14 protein-coding genes and 1 pseudogene are annotated in these 14,717 nt (G+C 68.2%); 8 read left to right on the top strand and 7 right to left on the bottom strand.

Annotation, left to right across the window (positions count from 1 at the left end; genetic code table 11):
* The 6 genes and pseudogenes from ASJ79_RS05285 to fadD3 form a co-directional block, all read right to left on the bottom strand.
* Positions 1-217, bottom strand: a pseudogene (locus ASJ79_RS05285) (MFS transporter); the annotation flags it as partial.
* The gene (locus ASJ79_RS05290) at positions 205-1,317 is read right to left on the bottom strand and encodes a pyridoxal phosphate-dependent aminotransferase (RefSeq protein ID WP_197420082.1); all 1,113 of its coding nucleotides are present in this window, start codon (positions 1,315-1,317) and stop codon (positions 205-207) included. The gene ASJ79_RS05290 and the pseudogene ASJ79_RS05285, both read right to left, overlap by 13 nt.
* 51 nt (positions 1,318-1,368) lie before the next feature.
* Positions 1,369-2,310 (bottom strand): acyl-CoA dehydrogenase family protein, encoded by a 942-nt coding sequence (locus ASJ79_RS05295; protein ID WP_067953691.1) that lies wholly within the window; start codon positions 2,308-2,310, stop codon positions 1,369-1,371.
* Positions 2,307-3,266 (bottom strand): acyl-CoA dehydrogenase, encoded by a 960-nt coding sequence (locus tag ASJ79_RS05300; protein WP_067953692.1) that lies wholly within the window; start codon positions 3,264-3,266, stop codon positions 2,307-2,309. Before ASJ79_RS05300 ends, ASJ79_RS05295 begins: the two co-directional genes overlap by 4 nt.
* 6 nt (positions 3,267-3,272) lie before the next feature.
* Positions 3,273-4,397 (bottom strand): acyl-CoA dehydrogenase family protein, encoded by a 1,125-nt coding sequence (locus tag ASJ79_RS05305; RefSeq protein ID WP_067953693.1) that lies wholly within the window; start codon positions 4,395-4,397, stop codon positions 3,273-3,275.
* A 1-nt stretch (position 4,398) separates the two neighbouring features.
* On the bottom strand, positions 4,399-5,928 hold the full coding sequence (gene fadD3, locus ASJ79_RS05310; protein WP_067953694.1) for a 3-((3aS,4S,7aS)-7a-methyl-1,5-dioxo-octahydro-1H-inden-4-yl)propanoate--CoA ligase FadD3: 1,530 nt from the start codon (positions 5,926-5,928) through the stop codon (positions 4,399-4,401).
* Positions 5,929-5,988: 60 nt separating this feature from the next.
* Between fadD3 and ipdE1 the strand changes: the two genes are divergently transcribed.
* The 8 genes from ipdE1 to thpD all read left to right on the top strand — a co-directional run bounded on the left by ipdE1 (position 5,989) and on the right by thpD (position 13,316).
* A complete protein-coding gene (gene ipdE1, locus ASJ79_RS05315; protein ID WP_067953695.1) occupies positions 5,989-7,140 on the top strand; it encodes an acyl-CoA dehydrogenase IpdE1 in 1,152 nt (383 codons plus the stop codon).
* The gene (ipdF, locus tag ASJ79_RS05320) at positions 7,137-7,928 is read left to right on the top strand and encodes a (5R,7aS)-5-hydroxy-7a-methyl-1-oxo-2,3,5,6,7,7a-hexahydro-1H-indene-carboxyl-CoA reductase (protein ID WP_067953696.1); all 792 of its coding nucleotides are present in this window, start codon (positions 7,137-7,139) and stop codon (positions 7,926-7,928) included. The genes ipdE1 and ipdF overlap by 4 nt, the downstream gene beginning before the upstream one ends.
* Positions 7,925-8,554 (top strand): TetR family transcriptional regulator KstR2, encoded by a 630-nt coding sequence (kstR2, locus tag ASJ79_RS05325; protein WP_067953697.1) that lies wholly within the window; start codon positions 7,925-7,927, stop codon positions 8,552-8,554. Before ipdF ends, kstR2 begins: the two co-directional genes overlap by 4 nt.
* Complete coding sequence (gene fadA6 / locus ASJ79_RS05330; RefSeq protein WP_067953698.1) at positions 8,547-9,707, top strand: steroid 3-ketoacyl-CoA thiolase FadA6; 1,161 nt, start codon at positions 8,547-8,549, stop codon at positions 9,705-9,707. Before kstR2 ends, fadA6 begins: the two co-directional genes overlap by 8 nt.
* 359 nt (positions 9,708-10,066) lie before the next feature.
* Positions 10,067-10,663 (top strand): diaminobutyrate acetyltransferase, encoded by a 597-nt coding sequence (gene ectA / locus ASJ79_RS05335; protein WP_067953699.1) that lies wholly within the window; start codon positions 10,067-10,069, stop codon positions 10,661-10,663.
* An 18-nt stretch (positions 10,664-10,681) separates the two neighbouring features.
* Positions 10,682-11,971 (top strand): diaminobutyrate--2-oxoglutarate transaminase, encoded by a 1,290-nt coding sequence (gene ectB / locus ASJ79_RS05340; RefSeq protein ID WP_067953700.1) that lies wholly within the window; start codon positions 10,682-10,684, stop codon positions 11,969-11,971.
* Positions 11,972-12,012: 41 nt separating this feature from the next.
* Positions 12,013-12,405, top strand: a complete 393-nt coding sequence (locus tag ASJ79_RS05345; protein ID WP_067953701.1) for an ectoine synthase — start codon at positions 12,013-12,015, stop codon at positions 12,403-12,405.
* The gene (thpD, locus tag ASJ79_RS05350; RefSeq protein WP_067953702.1) at positions 12,402-13,316 is read left to right on the top strand and encodes an ectoine hydroxylase; all 915 of its coding nucleotides are present in this window, start codon (positions 12,402-12,404) and stop codon (positions 13,314-13,316) included. Before ASJ79_RS05345 ends, thpD begins: the two co-directional genes overlap by 4 nt.
* A gap of 67 nt (positions 13,317-13,383) precedes the next feature.
* Here thpD and ASJ79_RS05355 read toward each other — a convergent pair whose 3' ends face one another.
* Complete coding sequence (locus tag ASJ79_RS05355) at positions 13,384-14,496, bottom strand: NDMA-dependent alcohol dehydrogenase (RefSeq protein ID WP_067953703.1); 1,113 nt, start codon at positions 14,494-14,496, stop codon at positions 13,384-13,386.
* Positions 14,497-14,717 lie beyond the last annotated feature (221 nt).

A 14,717-nucleotide genomic window follows, 5' to 3' on the forward strand; every position in this document is an offset into this window, starting at 1 on the left:
GTGCGCCGATCCGGTCGGCCAGCGTGCCGAACACCGGCTTGAGGATCACCTCGGCGCCGTCATAGATGGCCAGCAGCGCACCGAGCGTCAGCAGTGACGCCGCGGTGCCCGTCGTGGTGGTGCCCAGGGTGCCCGCCACCGCGTGCGCGCCGAACGCCGTCGTGAACCCGGCCGCCAGCAGCGGCGCCCGCTGGACCGCAGGCGTCACGCCAGCCATGCCCCGATGCGGCGCAACGCCTCCTCGAGGTCCGAGGACGGCCCGGCGAACGACAACCGGACGAACGCACCGCCGCGCACGGTGTCGAAGTCGACACCCGGAGCGATCGCTACTCCGGTGTCGTTCAACAGCTTCGAACAGAATGCGAGCGAGTCGGTGGTCAGGTGTGACACGTCGGCGTACACATAGAAGGCGCCGTCCGTCGGAGCCAGCCGGTCGATGCCGACGGCGCGCAACCCGTCGAGCAGCAGTGTCCGGTTCGACGCGTAGCCGTCGAGCAGGGATTCGGCCTCGGCGATCGACTCGGGGGTGAACGCCGAGACGGCGGCCAGCTGCGGCAGCACCGGCGGGCAGATCGTGAAGTTGCCGGTCAGGCAGTCGACCGCCCGCTTGAGTTCCTGCGGTACCAGCAGCCACCCCAGCCGCCACCCGGTCATCGCGAAGTACTTCGAAAAGCTGTTCACCACAACGGCTTCCCGCGACGTCTCCCACGCGCAGCTCGTCGCCGGCGCACCCGGATAGACCAACCCGTGATAGACCTCATCGCTGATCAGGCGCACCCCGGTGGACGCACACCACGACGCGATCGCGGCGAGTTCCCCGGGCGGGATCACGGTGCCCGTCGGGTTGGCCGGGCTCGCGATGATCACACCCGACACCGGCGGGTCGAGCGCTTCGAGCATCTGCAGTGTCGGTTGGAACCGCGTCTCGGGTCCGCAGGGCAGCTCTACGACCTCGCAGCCGAGCGCGGACAGGATGTTGCGGTAACACGGGTATCCGGGGCTGGCGATCGCGACCCGGTCCCCGGCGTCGAAACAGGCCAGGAACGCCAACAGGAACCCGCCCGACGAGCCCGTCGTGACCACCACGTCGTCGGCGTCGACGGTGAGTCCGTGCCGTGCGGCGTACGAGTCGGCGATCGCCTCGCGCAGCTCGGGGATCCCGAGCGCGACGGTGTAGCCGAGCTCGTTGCGGTTCAGCGCGGCGACGGCCGCGTCGCGTACCGCCGACGGGGCGCCGGCGCTGGGCTGTCCCGCCGACAGGTTGACCAGGTCACCGTGGGTACGCTGGCGTTCCGCTGCGGCCAGCCACACGTCCATGACATAGAACGGCGGGATACCCGAGCGCAGCGAAGGGGTCACGATGCCAGGCTAGAACACCTCGGCTTCGAGCCGGCGCAGCTGCTCCCGCGGCGGCCCGAGCAGCACCGCGCTGCCGTGCGCCCGCTTGAAGTACAGCTGGATGTCGCTCTCCCAGGTGATCGCGATGCCACCGTGCATCTGCACGGCCTCGGCGGCGACCTTCGAGAACGCCTCGCTCGCGGCCAGTCGCGCCAGCGCAGCCGAGGCCGGGGACGGCTCGGCCACCGCCTCGTCGACGACGGCCTTGGCCGACTGCACGGCGACGTACAGATCGGCCATCCGGTGCTTGAGCGCCTGGAAGCTGCCGATCGGCCTGCCGAACTGCACCCGGTCCTTGGTGTACTGCACGGTGAGCTCCAGGCAGCGCGTGGCGGCGCCGATCTGTTCGGCGGCGAGCAGGATCGCCGCGGTGTCGGCGAGCCCGGGGTCGGCGCCCAGCAGCGAGGTCTCGGCGGCCTCGACGGCGGCCAGGGGCCGGGTGATGTCCATCGCCACCGCCGGTGTCGCGGTGAACGACGTCCAGCGCGTCAGCGTCTCGCCGTCGGCGGCGATCACGACGTCGGCGACGTTACCGTTGACGACGTATCCGGGGTCGAAGACGACGGTTCCGATCGCCGCGCCCTCAGCCAGTGCTGCCAGCAGTTCGGTGTCGGGGTCGTCGACCGACAACAGCGCCAGTTCCGCGAGCGTGGTGCCGAGCAGCGGCGTCGGAACCAGAGCCTTGCCCAGCTCTTCGAGAACGACTGCGGCATCACCCAATTCGCCGCCGGCCCCGCCGAGTTCCTCGGGTACCACCAGCGCCGCGGCGCCGACCTGCTCGCAGAGCATCCGCCACAGCGAATCGTCGTAGCCCCGCTCCGAGGCCGCGGCGGTGCGGACCGCCTCGGGTGACGCGTGCTTTTCGACGAGCGCGGCGACGGTGTCGCGCAACAGATCCCGTTCTTCGCTCATTTGGTCAGTGCCTCCAACACTCGCCGCCGGTGCCACGTCGGATCGCCCCATGCCGGTCGCAGCGCCTGCACTCGCAGTAACAGCAGCGACAGGTCGTGCTCCTGGGTGAAACCGATCGCCCCGTGGGTCTGCAACGACGAGCGGGCCGACAGCAGCGCGGCGTCGGCCGCCGCCACCTTGGCCGCACTGACGTCGCGGGCGGTGTCCGGGGACCCGTCCGCGAGCGACAGCGCCGCGCCGTACACCAGCGGGCGCGCCAACTCGACCGCGATCAGCACGTCGGCCAGCTTGTGCTTGATGGCCTGGTAGGTGCCGATCACCGTGCCGAACTGGCTGCGCTGCTTGGCGTATTCGACCGACGCGTCGAGCATCGCCTGCGCCGCACCGACCAGCAGGGCCGAGGTGGCCAGCGCGCCGAACTCGAACGCGCGCGCCACATCCGCGGGGGTCGGCCGGCCGGAGGCGTTGACCTCGAACAGCTTCCGGCTCGGATCCACCGACTCGTGCTCGGCGCCGGCGGACGCGTCGCGGACGGAGCCGTCCTCGGCGAGCACGATCAGACCCGCGGCGTCGGCGTTCACGGCGCGGGGGACCAGCGGAGGTGCGGCGACCGTGGCGATCAGATCGCCGGCAGCCAGCGCGGCGCTGCGCTCGTCTTCTGCGAGCAACACCGGAGCGACGGCGACGGATTCGGCAACGGGGCCGGGCACATTCCAGCGACCCAGTCGTTCCAGCGCCACCACGAGGTCGACCGGATGCGCGTCGATGCCGTCGAACTTCTCGGACACCATCAACGCGGTCACACCCAGTTCGGCGAGCTGGGTCCACACCTTACGGCCGGGGGCGGTGTCACCGTCGCCCCAGGCACGCACCGCTGCGGGCACATCGGCGGCGCCGAGCGCGGCGTCGATACTCGCCGCGAAATCGCGCTGCTGTTCGTCGATCTCAAAGTTCACGTTCGTCTACTTTCGGGGCAGGCCCAGCAGCCGCTCGGCGATGATGTTGCGCTGGATCTCATTGGTCCCGGCGTAGATCGGCCCGCCGAGCGCGAACAGCAGACCCTCGGTCACCGAGTCCGTCAGCTCGCCGTCGGCGCCCCGCAGGTCCAGCGCGGTCTGGTGCAGTGCGACGTCGAGGTCGGACCAGAACACCTTCGTGATCGACGATTCCGCGCCGAGCTCTCCGCCGTTCGAGACTCGCGTGACGGTGCCGAACGTGTGCAGCCGGTACGCCTGTGCCTTGATCCACGCATCGGCCACCCGGTCGGTGAACGCCGGGTCGGGGTTGTCCTTCCACTGCGCGACGAGGCGCTCCGCCGGGGCCAGGAATCGGGCGGGACTGCGCAGCGACATGCCGCGCTCGTTGCTCGAGGTGCTCATCGCGGCGCGCCACCCGTCGTGCACGCCGCCGATCACGTCCCGGTCGGGAACGAACACGTCGTCGAGGAAGATCTCACCGAAGCCGGTGTCGCCACCGAGCTGCGCGATGGGACGGACCGTGACGCCGTCGGCCTTCAGGTCGAACATGAAGTACGTCAAACCCTTGTGGCGCTGTGCTTCCGGATCCGAGCGGAACAATCCGAACGCCCGCTCCCCGAATACCGCGCGCGAGCTCCAGATCTTCTGCCCGTTGAGCAACCAGCCGCCGTCGGTCCGGGTCGCCGTCGAACGCAGCGAGGCCAGGTCGCTGCCCGACTCCGGCTCAGACCACGCCTGCGCCCAGATCTCCTCGCCGCTGGCCATCTTCGGCAGGATGCGGTCCAGCTGCTCCTCGGTGCCGTGCGCGAACAGCGTCGGGGCGAGCATCGAGGTGCCGTTGGCGCTGGCCCGGCCCGGGGCGCCGGCGCGGAAGTACTCCTCCTCGTACACGATCCACTGCAGCAGCGACGCGTCCCGGCCGCCGTATTTGGCCGGCCAGGTGATCACCGACAGTCCGGCGTCGAAAAGCACCTTGTCCCAGCGCCGGTGCTGCTCGAACCCTTCGGCGGTGTCGTAGGACCTGGTCGGGAACGCGTCTTTGTTCGCGGCGAGGAACTCACGCACCTCGGCCTGGAACTCGCGCGTGGCGTCATCGAAGGTCAGGTCCACCTCAGGCCCTCTCGCTGTGTTGGCGCAGCAGCGGCTTGACCACCTTGCCGCCCGGGTTGCGCGGGAGCGCGTCGAGGAACTCGACCGTCCGCGGGGTCTTGAAGTTCGCGAGATGCTCCCGCGTGTAGTCGATCACGGCCTTCTCGTCCAGTTCGGCACCCGGCAACGTGACCACGAACGCCTTGCCGACCTCGCCGAGCCGCTCGTCGGGGACCCCGATCACGGCGGCTTCGGCGACCCCGTCGAGACGGGCCAGCACCTGCTCGACCTCGGCGGGATACACGTTGAACCCGCCGCAGATGTACATGTCCTTGAGCCGGTCGGTGATCTTCAGGTTCCCGGCCTCGTCGAGTTCGCCCACGTCGCCGGTGTGCAGCCAGCCGTCGTCGTCGATGGCGGCGGCCGTCGCCTCGGGGTCGTCGAGGTAGCCCAGCATCACGTTCGGCCCGCGCAGCAGCACCTCGCCCCGGTCCCCGATACGGAGCTCGAAGTCCGCGATCGGACGGCCCGACGTCGTCGCGACCGTCACCGCGTCGTCGTCGGCGCGGCACATCGTCCCGAAACCTGCGGCCTCGGTCAGGCCGTACGCCGTCAGCACGATGTCGATGTCGAGCTCGCTCTGCATCCGCTCGATCAGCACGACGGGGATGGTGGCCGCGCCAGTGACGGCGAAACGCAGTGAACTGAGGTCGAAATCGCCACGCTTGGGATGATCGAGCAGGGTCTGATAGATCGTCGGCGGACCGGGCAGCACCGTGATGCCGTGCTGCTCGACCGCGCGCATCGCCTTCTCCGGGTCGAACGTCAGCTCGGGGAACAGCGTGGCGCCGGTCTGCAGGCAGGCCAGGATGCCGGCCTTGTACCCGAAGTTGTGGAAGAACGGGTTGATGCACAGGTAGCGGTCGTCACTGGAGACCTGTCCGCATGCCGCCCACGCGGCCGACGCGTCGAGCGACTGGCGGTGCGCGCACCGCACACCCTTGCTGCGGCCGGTGGTCCCGGAGGTGAACAGGATGTCGGAGACGTCGTCTTCGGTCACGGCCGAGGCGCGTCCGTCGACGGCGCCCAGATCGGTGCCGCGGGCCATGAACTCGTCCCATGTCCCGTCGTCCGTCTCGATCGGGATCCGCACCACGTGGCGCAGCGCGGGCAGCGCGTCGCGGTCGACGCTGCCCGCCTTGTCCACGCCGAGGAACTCGCCGGACGCGAACAGCAGCGGTGCCGCGGTACGGGCCAGGATGTCCTCGGCCTCGCTCGCGGTGTAGCGCGTGTTGAGTGGGACCAGGACCCCGCCGGCGTGGTGAATGGCCAGACACGCCACCACCCAGTGCCAGGTGTTCGGCGACCAGATCGCCACGCGGTCGCCCGGCTGGATGCCCAGGTCAATCATCGCCGCGGCGGCCTGCCTGACCTCGGCGCGCAGTTCGGCGTAGGTCAGCGTCCTTTCGGCCGTGACGACGGCGGCGTGGTCGGGCAACTCGCGCGCGATCCGGTCGAGCACCGCGGGAGTGGTCCGCGCGGACTTCGTCATCGAACGCTCCTCCAGGGGATCGAGTACCCAAGCAAGTGCTTGGTAGGCTACCCTACAGGGGTGATAGAGGTCCAGGAGTTCAGGGCTGAGGTCCGCGACTGGCTCGCCGAGAATCTGGTCGGCGAATACGCCGCGCTGAAGGGCCTCGGTGGGCCCGGCCGCGAGCACGAGGCCTTCGAGGAACGGCTGGCGTGGAACCGTCATCTGGCCGCCGCCGGGCTGACCTGTCTGGGCTGGCCCGAGGAGCACGGCGGCCGTGGCCTGTCGGTCGCGCACCGCGTCGCGTTCTACGAGGAGTACGCCAAGGCCGACGCCCCCGACAAGGTCAACCACCTCGGCGAGGAGCTGCTCGGCCCCACGCTGATCGCGTACGGCACACCGGAGCAGCAGAAGCGGTTCCTGCCCAGGATCCTCGACGTCACCGAACTGTGGTCGCAGGGGTACTCCGAGCCGGGTGCGGGCAGCGACCTCGCGAACGTGTCGACCACGGCGACCCTGGACGGTGACCAGTGGGTCGTCAACGGGCAGAAGGTGTGGACGTCGCTGGCGCACTGGGCGCAGTGGTGCTTCGTGGTGGCCCGCACCGAGAAGGGCTCCAAGCGTCACGCCGGCCTGTCCTATCTGCTGGTCCCGCTGGACCAGCCCGGCGTCGAGGTCCGCCCGATCATCCAGCTGACCGGCGACTCGGAGTTCAACGAGGTCTTCTTCGACGACGCCCGCACCGACGCCGACCTCGTCGTCGGTGAGCCCGGTGACGGGTGGCGGGTGGCCATGGGCACCCTGACCTTCGAGCGGGGCGTGTCCACCCTCGGTCAGCAGATCCGTTATGCCCGTGAGCATTCCAACCTCGTCGCGCTGGCCAAACGCACCGGCGCCGCCGATGACCCGCTGATCCGGGAACGGCTGGTCCGGTCCTGGGCCGGCCTGAAGGCGATGCGGTCCTACGCGCTGGCGACCATGGACGTCGAGAGGCCCGGGCAGGACAACATCTCAAAGTTGCTGTGGGCCAACTGGCATCGCGAGCTCGGTGAGATCGCGATGGATGTCGAAGGGATGTCAGGGCTGACGTTGCCGGACGGTGAGTTCAGTGAATGGCAGCGGCTGTACCTGTTCTCCCGGTCGGACACCATCTACGGCGGATCCAACGAGATCCAGCGCAACATCATCGCCGAGCGGGTGCTCGGCCTGCCCCGGGAGGCCAAAGGCTCATGACCGATCTGTCCGTCGCGCCCGCCGAGATCGGCGGCCACGACCTGCTCAAGGGCAAGGTCGTGCTGGTGACCGCCGCCGCCGGCACCGGCATCGGGTCGACGACCGCGCGCCGCGCGCTGCTGGAAGGCGCCGACGTGGTCGTCTCCGACTACCACGAACGCCGGCTGGGGGAGACCCGCGACGAACTCGCCGCGCTCGGACTCGGCAAGGTCGAGTCGGTGGTCTGTGACGTCACCTCCACCGAGGCCGTCGACGCGCTGATCGCCCGCACGGTCGAAAAGGCCGGCCGCATCGATGTTCTGGTCAACAACGCCGGTCTGGGCGGTCAGACGCCCGTCATCGACATGACCGACGACGAGTGGGACCGGGTGCTCAACGTGACGCTGACATCGGTGATGCGGGCGACCCGGGCCGCGTTGCGGTACTTCCGCGACGTGCCGCACGGCGGTGTCATCGTCAACAACGCCAGCGTGCTGGGCTGGCGCGCGCAGCATTCACAGTCGCACTACGCCGCGGCGAAGGCCGGCGTGATGGCGCTGACCCGGTGCAGCGCGATCGAGGCCGTCGAATACGGGGTGCGGATCAACGCGGTCTCACCCAGCATCGCCCGGCACAAGTTCCTGGAGAAGACCAGCAGCTCGGAACTGCTGGACCGGCTGGCCGAAGGCGAGGCCTTCGGTCGGGCCGCCGAACCCTGGGAGGTCGCGGCCACCATCGCGTTCCTGGCCAGCGATTACTCCAGTTACCTGACCGGCGAGGTGATCTCGGTGTCGAGCCAGCACCCATGACCGAATCGCGCCCGGCCCAGGCGGCCAACACCAGACGTGACGAGCTCCTGCATCTCGCCGCGACGATGTTCGCCGCGCGTGGGTTGCGCGCCACCACGGTGCGGGACATCGCGGACTCCGCGGGCATCCTGTCCGGCAGCCTCTACCACCACTTCTCGTCCAAGGAGGAGATGGTCGACGAGGTGCTGCGCGGCTTCCTGGACTGGCTGTTCGAGCGCTACCAGCAGATCATCGAGACCGAATCCAATCCGCTGGAGCGGCTCAAAGGTCTGTTCATGGCGTCGTTCGAGGCGATCGAGACCCGCCATGCCGAGGTCGTGATCTACCAGGACGAGGCCAAGCGGTTGTCCTCGCAGGAGCGGTTCGCCTACGTCGAGGAGCGCAACAAAGAGCAGCGCAAGATGTGGGTCGACGTGCTCACCCAGGGCATCGCGGAGGGGTACTTCCGGCCCGATGTCGACGTCGACCTGGTGTACCGGTTCATCCGCGACACCACGTGGGTCTCGGTCCGCTGGTACCAGCCGGGTGGACCGCTGACCGCCCAGCAGGTGGGCCGGCAATACCTCTCGATCGTCCTCGGCGGGATAACCGCCGAGCCAACCAGCAAGGAGAACAGCAATGGCTGAGGCGTATGTCATCGACGCTGTACGCACCGCGATCGGCAAGCGCAACGGGTCGCTGGCCGGCGTGCACCCCGTCGACCTGGGGGCGGCGGGCTGGCGCGGTCTGTTCGCGCGCAACGACGTGGACCCGGGCGCCGTCGACGACGTCATCGCCGGCTGTGTCGACGCGATCGGGCCCCAGGCGGGCAACATCGCCCGGCTGTCCTGGCTGGCGGCCGGTTACCCCGAAGAGGTACCCGGCGTCACCGTCGACCGGCAGTGCGGCTCCAGCCAGCAGGCGATCTCGTTCGGGGCTCAGGCGATCATGTCCGGCACCGCCGACCTGATCGTCGCCGGCGGCATGCAGAACATGAGCCAGATCCCGATCAGCTCGGCGATGACCGTGGCGGAGCAGTTCGGATTCACCTCTCCGACAAGCGAATCGAAGAGCTGGCTGCACCGTTACGGTGACCAGGAGATCTCCCAGTTCCGCGGTGCCGAACTGATCGCCGAGAAGTGGGACATCTCCCGCGAGGACATGGAGCAGTTCGCGCTGACCAGTCACCAGCGGGCCCAGGCCGCGATCCGGGCCGGCCACTTCGAGAACGAGATCATCCCGGTCGATGTGGACGGCGGCAGTTTCGCCATCGACGAGGGCCCGCGCGACACCTCGCTGGAGAAGATGGCCGGTCTGAAGACCCTCGTCGACGGCGGCCGGCTGACCGCGGCCATGGCGAGCCAGATCTCCGACGGCGCCAGCGCCGTGCTGCTGGCGTCCGAGAAAGCGGTCAAGGACCACGGCCTCAAGCCGCGCGCCCGCATCCACCACATCAGCGCCCGGGGCGCCGATCCGGTCTTCATGCTGACCGGCCCGCTCCCGGCGACCCGCTACGCGCTCGACAAGACCGGGCTGTCGATCGACGACATCGACACCGTGGAGATCAACGAGGCGTTCGCGCCCGTCGTGCAGGCCTGGCTCAAGGAGACCAAGGCCGACCCGGAGAAGGTCAACCCCAACGGCGGCGCGATCGCACTCGGACACCCGTTGGGTGCCACGGGCGCAAAGCTTTTCGCGACGATGCTGAACACCCTGGAGCGCGTCGGCGGCCGCTACGGCCTGCAGACGATGTGCGAGGGCGGCGGCACCGCCAATGTCACGATCATCGAGCGCCTCTAGTTTCCTGCCTGCGCAACCGCTTTCATCTCGATCTGACAAGGACCTCCGGTTCGGGTGCGGCTCTGAAGAGCCGTCCTGGCCGGAGGTCCTTCGCTTCTCTCGGACGGGCGAAGGTTGCAATCGATGTGAGTTTCGTCGCTGGCGCCCAGCCTCAGATAACAATTCGGTAACAACCTGGGAAAACGCTGTGAGCTGGGCGGTTGCGCGGATCCATGGTCGGTCCAGCCCGTCATCGAGGAGGTTCGTGACGTCCGGCCGGCCGTCGGAGCTTGCGTTCCAAACCTTTGCCGGAATACGGTCGGAGCGCCGATGACGTAACTGATGACGCACGAAACCTTTTGTTCGGTGGTGATCTGTAGGTGAGTTTCCCTGTCCCCCGTGGCGCCGATGTCGAGCCGCGGACCTGGACGGCTGCTGCGAAAAGTGCTGTAGTACGCAAGAATTCGTGGGCCCGTTTTCTTCGGCGGCCCAGCGACGATGATGCGATCGCGATGCATCGGCTCGTCGCCGACACCGGGGTGCTCGACGTCAACTCGACGTACACCTATCTGCTGATGGCCACAGACTTTGCCGATACCACCATCGTCGCCGACCGTGACGGCGAACTCTGCGGACTGATCACCGGCTACCATCCGCCGGCACGGCCCGAGGTCCTGTTCGTCTGGCAGGTGGCGGTGGCCGAAGCGGCGCGTGGTACCGGACTGGCCGGTGTCATGCTGGACACGCTGGTCGAGCGTGTTCGGCGCGACCGCCACGGTCATCCCGTCACGGTGGAAGCCACCGTGTCACCGGGCAACACGGCGTCGCGGGCGCTCTTCGGGGGCTTCGCCCGGCGACACGGCGTGCTTCTCGTCGAGCAACCGCATTTCACCGCCGCCCAGCTGGACGTCGACGGAATCCACGAGGACGAACCACTTCTGCGTATCGGCCCGATCACGACACCCATGGTCGACTGACACCCATCGAAAGGACACATGTCAACTCCTGCAACGATCGTCCGTCCCGGGGAACCCAACCTTCCGGCGGTGTACGACTCCGTCGAATCCGAAGTGCGCAGCTACTGTCGAGCGTGGCCGACCACCATGGCTTCCGCCCAGGGCTCCTGGCTGACCGACACCTCGGGCCGCCGCTATCTCGACTTCTTCGCCGGTGCCGGCGCGCTGAACTACGGGCACAACAACCCGATCCTGAAGCAGCCGCTCATCGACTATCTGTCGAACGACATGATCGTGCACTCACTGGACATGGCCACCGAGGCGAAGACGAAGTTCCTCGAGACGTTCGAGCGGCTGATCCTGCGCCCGCGCGGACTCGACTACAAGGTGCAGTTCCCGGGACCGACCGGGGCGAACTCGGTCGAGGCCGCCCTCAAGCTCGCCCGCAAGGTGACGGGTCGAGAGTCGATCATCAGTTTCACCAACGCATTTCACGGAATGACACTCGGCGCACTTTCGGTCACCGGCAACTCGATGAAGCGCGCCGGAGCCGGCATCCCGCTCGTCCACGCGACGCCGATGCCGTATGACAACTATTTCGGCGGCGTCACCGAGGACTTCCACTGGTTCGAGCGCGTGCTCGACGACTCCGGCAGCGGCCTGAACCGCCCGGCCGCTGTCATCGTCGAGACCGTGCAGGGTGAGGGCGGGGTCAACGTTGCTCGAGCGGAGTGGCTGCGCGGACTGGCGGACCTGTGCCGGCGGCGCGAGATACTGCTCATCGTCGACGATGTCCAGATGGGTTGCGGGCGGACGGGACCGTTCTTCAGTTTCGAAGAGGCCGGCATCGTTCCCGACATCGTGACCTTGTCGAAGTCGATCAGCGGATACGGACTGCCGATGGCGCTGACCCTGTTCCGGCGCGAACTGGACGTATGGGCGCCCGGTGAGCACAACGGTACCTTCCGGGGTCACAACCCGGCCTTCATCACTGCCACAGCGGCGCTCGAAACCTTCTGGGAGACAGAAACCTTCGTCGAAGACACGCTTGCCAAAGGCCGTCGTATCCGAGAGCGGCTCGACGCCATCGCCGCAGCGTCCCCGGGTGTCAGTGCGCGTGGCCGGGGGATGGCCCAGGGCCTCAAGTTCGACGACGAGCCGATGGCGGCGGCCGCATGCAGGTCGGCGTTCGAGCGGGGGGTGCTCGTGGAGACGAGCGGTCCCTCCGACGAGGTCATCAAGCTCCTACCCCCGTTGACCACATCGGAGGAGGACCTCGACTCCGGCCTGGACATCCTCGCCGAGGCGATCGCCGTGACCGTCGCCTGAGCAACAACCACCGACAACAAACAGAAGGGAGGTGCAGGCCATTGATCGTCCGCACCACCGATGAGATCACCGGTACGAATCGCGATGTGGCAGCCAAGAACTGGAGGTCCAAGCGGATCATCCTGGCTGATGACGGCGTGGGGTTCTCGTTCCACGAGACCACGATCGACGCGAACTCCGTGAGCGAGTTCCACTACCGCCATCACGTCGAGGCGGTCTGGGTTGTGGAGGGCACCGGAACCCTCACCAACCACGAGACCGGTGAGGAACATCCGCTGCGGCCGGGCACGATGTACCTGCTCAACGGTCACGAACGCCACCGCGTCACCTGTGCCACCACGATGCGCATGCTGTGTGTGTTCAACCCGCCGGTCACCGGCCAGGAGGTCCACGACGAGAACGGCGCCTACCCACCGGCGGTGCAGGCGAGTTGAGTTCCGGGCACCTTTCGCAGAACGAAGACCGATACCCGACAAGGCTCGACGAAGAGATCGCCCCGATCGCCCGTAGCGAGCCCACCGTATGGGGTTCGGAGGCCAGCGGCCCGCTCACCGCGGCCGACCTCGACACCATGGCCAGAAACGGCTACCTGGTGCGCCGCGACTCCGTCGACGGCACCTGGCTGCCGGCCCTGACCGCCGAACTCGACCGCATCGCGGCGTCCGCAGATCGCGAGGATCCACGGATCATCCGTGAGCCCGGCGGCAGCATCCGCTCGGTGTTCCAGCCGCACCTTTTCAGCGATCTGGTCGCCGAGGCCGTCACGCTGCACACCGTGCTGCCGGTCGCCCGCCAGTTGCTCGGTGGCGACGTCTACCTGCACCAGGCGCGCATCAACATGATGCCCGGCTTCACCGGGAGCGGCTTCTACTGGCATTCGGACTTCGAGACCTGGCACGCCGAGGACGGCATGCCCGAGATGCGCGCGGTGTCGTGTTCCATCGCGTTGACCGAGAACTTCCCGTTCAACGGTTCGTTGATGGTGATGCCCGGGTCGCATCGGGTCTTTTACCCGTGTGCCGGGGCGACGCCTCGCAACAACCACGCGTCGTCGTTGGTCAAGCAGGAGATCGGCGTCCCGAGCCGGGAGACCCTCACCCTGGCCGCCGATCAGTTCGGTATCGACCAGGTCACCGGTCCGGCAGGTACCGCGTTGTGGTTCGACTGCAACATCATGCACGGCTCCGGGTCGAACATCACGCCGTACCCCAGGTCGAACATCTTCCTGGTGTTCAACTCGATGGAGAACCGCCTGGTCGCGCCGTATCGCGCAGAGACGCCACGCCCGGAATACCTGGCGGCCAGGACGGACCAGCCGTTCAGCACTCCCGCGTTCGCCCGCTGACGCCGAAATTGCATTCCAGCAGCCCTTTTTCGAGTGGGGGCCTGCTGGAATGCAATTTCGGCGGGACTCAGTGGTCGTGCAGGATGACTCCGCGGATATTGCGCCCGGCGCGCATGTCCTCGTAGCCCTCGTTGACCTCGGCCAGCTTGTACTCGTGGGTGACGGTCTCGTCGAGCAGCAGCTTGCCCTCGCGGTACAGCGACAGCAGCCGGGGGATGTCGGCGCGGGGGTTGGCCTCGCCGTAGAGGCTGCCGAGCAGCCGCTTCTGGAAGAGCGTGAACATCATCATGCCCAGCGTCGGCTGGTTGTCGGCCATCGTGGACAGGGCTGTCATCACGACGGCACCGCCCTTGCGGATGATGTTGGCGGCCTCCTCGAGCATCGAGCCCTCCAGCAGCCCGACCGTCAGGATCGCCGAGTCGGCCATCACGCCACGGGTCAGGTCGGCGACCAGCGCGGTGGCCTCGGCCATCGAGGTCGCGAAATGGGTGGCGCCGAATCGGAAAGCCTGCTCCCGCTTGGCTTCCACGACGTCGACGACGATGATCTTCTCGGCGCCGGCAAGCCGCGCGCCCTGCACCGCGCCGCTGCCGATCCCGCCGAGTCCGATGATCACGACGGTGTCGCCGGGCGACACGTCGGCGGTGTTGACCGCCGAGCCCCAGCCGGTGGTGACACCGCAGCCGAGCAGACAGGCCCGGGACAACGGCAGATCGTCGTCGATCTTGACGATGGACGCCTCGGGCACGGTGCCGTACTGGGAGAACGTCCCGACCAGTGCCATCACGCCGACGTCCTGGCCCCGGACGTGGCGCCGGTAGGTGCCGTCGAGCTGGGTGCCGGCCATGATCATCGCGCCCAGATCGCACAGGTTCTGGTGGCCGGTCGAGCAGAACCGGCAGCGGCCGCAGGCGGGCAGGAACGATGCGACGACATGGTCGCCGGGCGCGAGGCCCACGACGCCGGGACCGACCTCACGCACGATTCCCGCGCCTTCGTGACCGCCGATCAGCGGCAGCGGCGCGGGGAGGTCGCCGGTACGGATGTGCTCGTCGGAGTGGCACAGCCCGGTGGCCTCCCAGGACACCAGCACCTCGCCGTCGCCGGGTGGGTCGAGGTCGATCTCTTCGATGGTCCAGTCGGATCCGTATTCCCAGAGGATGGCGGCGTTGGTCTTCATTCGGCCGAGTGTAGGAACCGCGCAGTGCCACCGTGGTGGATTCCGCTCGATCACCAACGGCCGCGGATCCGGTCGCGGTAGTTCCGCCCGTCGGGGTCGTAGAACATCCGGTAGGCGGGTCCGGCCCACATCCGGGTGAACCGGCTCAGCCGCTCGGGTCGGTGCGGACGCAGGCGGCCCGGCGGGCGGCGGCCCCGGGGGACGGGAGCGCGTCGGGGGCG

Origin of the sequence: Mycobacterium sp. NAZ190054 (assembly GCF_001545925.1) — a bacterium.
In the GTDB taxonomy this organism is placed as follows: domain Bacteria; phylum Actinomycetota; class Actinomycetes; order Mycobacteriales; family Mycobacteriaceae; genus Mycobacterium.

Excerpts from the sequence above, each read along its gene's own strand:
- ectB (WP_067953700.1), top strand. The coding sequence starts at position 10,682 with ATGTCAACTCCTGCAACGATCGTCCGTCCCGGGGAACCCAACCTTCCG.
- ASJ79_RS05355 (WP_067953703.1), bottom strand. The coding sequence starts at position 14,496 with ATGAAGACCAACGCCGCCATCCTCTGGGAATACGGATCCGACTGGACC.
- fadD3 (WP_067953694.1), bottom strand. The coding sequence starts at position 5,928 with ATGACGAAGTCCGCGCGGACCACTCCCGCGGTGCTCGACCGGATCGCG.
- ASJ79_RS05295 (WP_067953691.1), bottom strand. The coding sequence starts at position 2,310 with ATGAGCGAAGAACGGGATCTGTTGCGCGACACCGTCGCCGCGCTCGTC.
- fadA6 (WP_067953698.1), top strand. The coding sequence starts at position 8,547 with ATGGCTGAGGCGTATGTCATCGACGCTGTACGCACCGCGATCGGCAAG.
- kstR2 (WP_067953697.1), top strand. The coding sequence starts at position 7,925 with ATGACCGAATCGCGCCCGGCCCAGGCGGCCAACACCAGACGTGACGAG.
- ipdF (WP_067953696.1), top strand. The coding sequence starts at position 7,137 with ATGACCGATCTGTCCGTCGCGCCCGCCGAGATCGGCGGCCACGACCTG.
- ASJ79_RS05290 (WP_197420082.1), bottom strand. The coding sequence starts at position 1,317 with ATGGACGTGTGGCTGGCCGCAGCGGAACGCCAGCGTACCCACGGTGAC.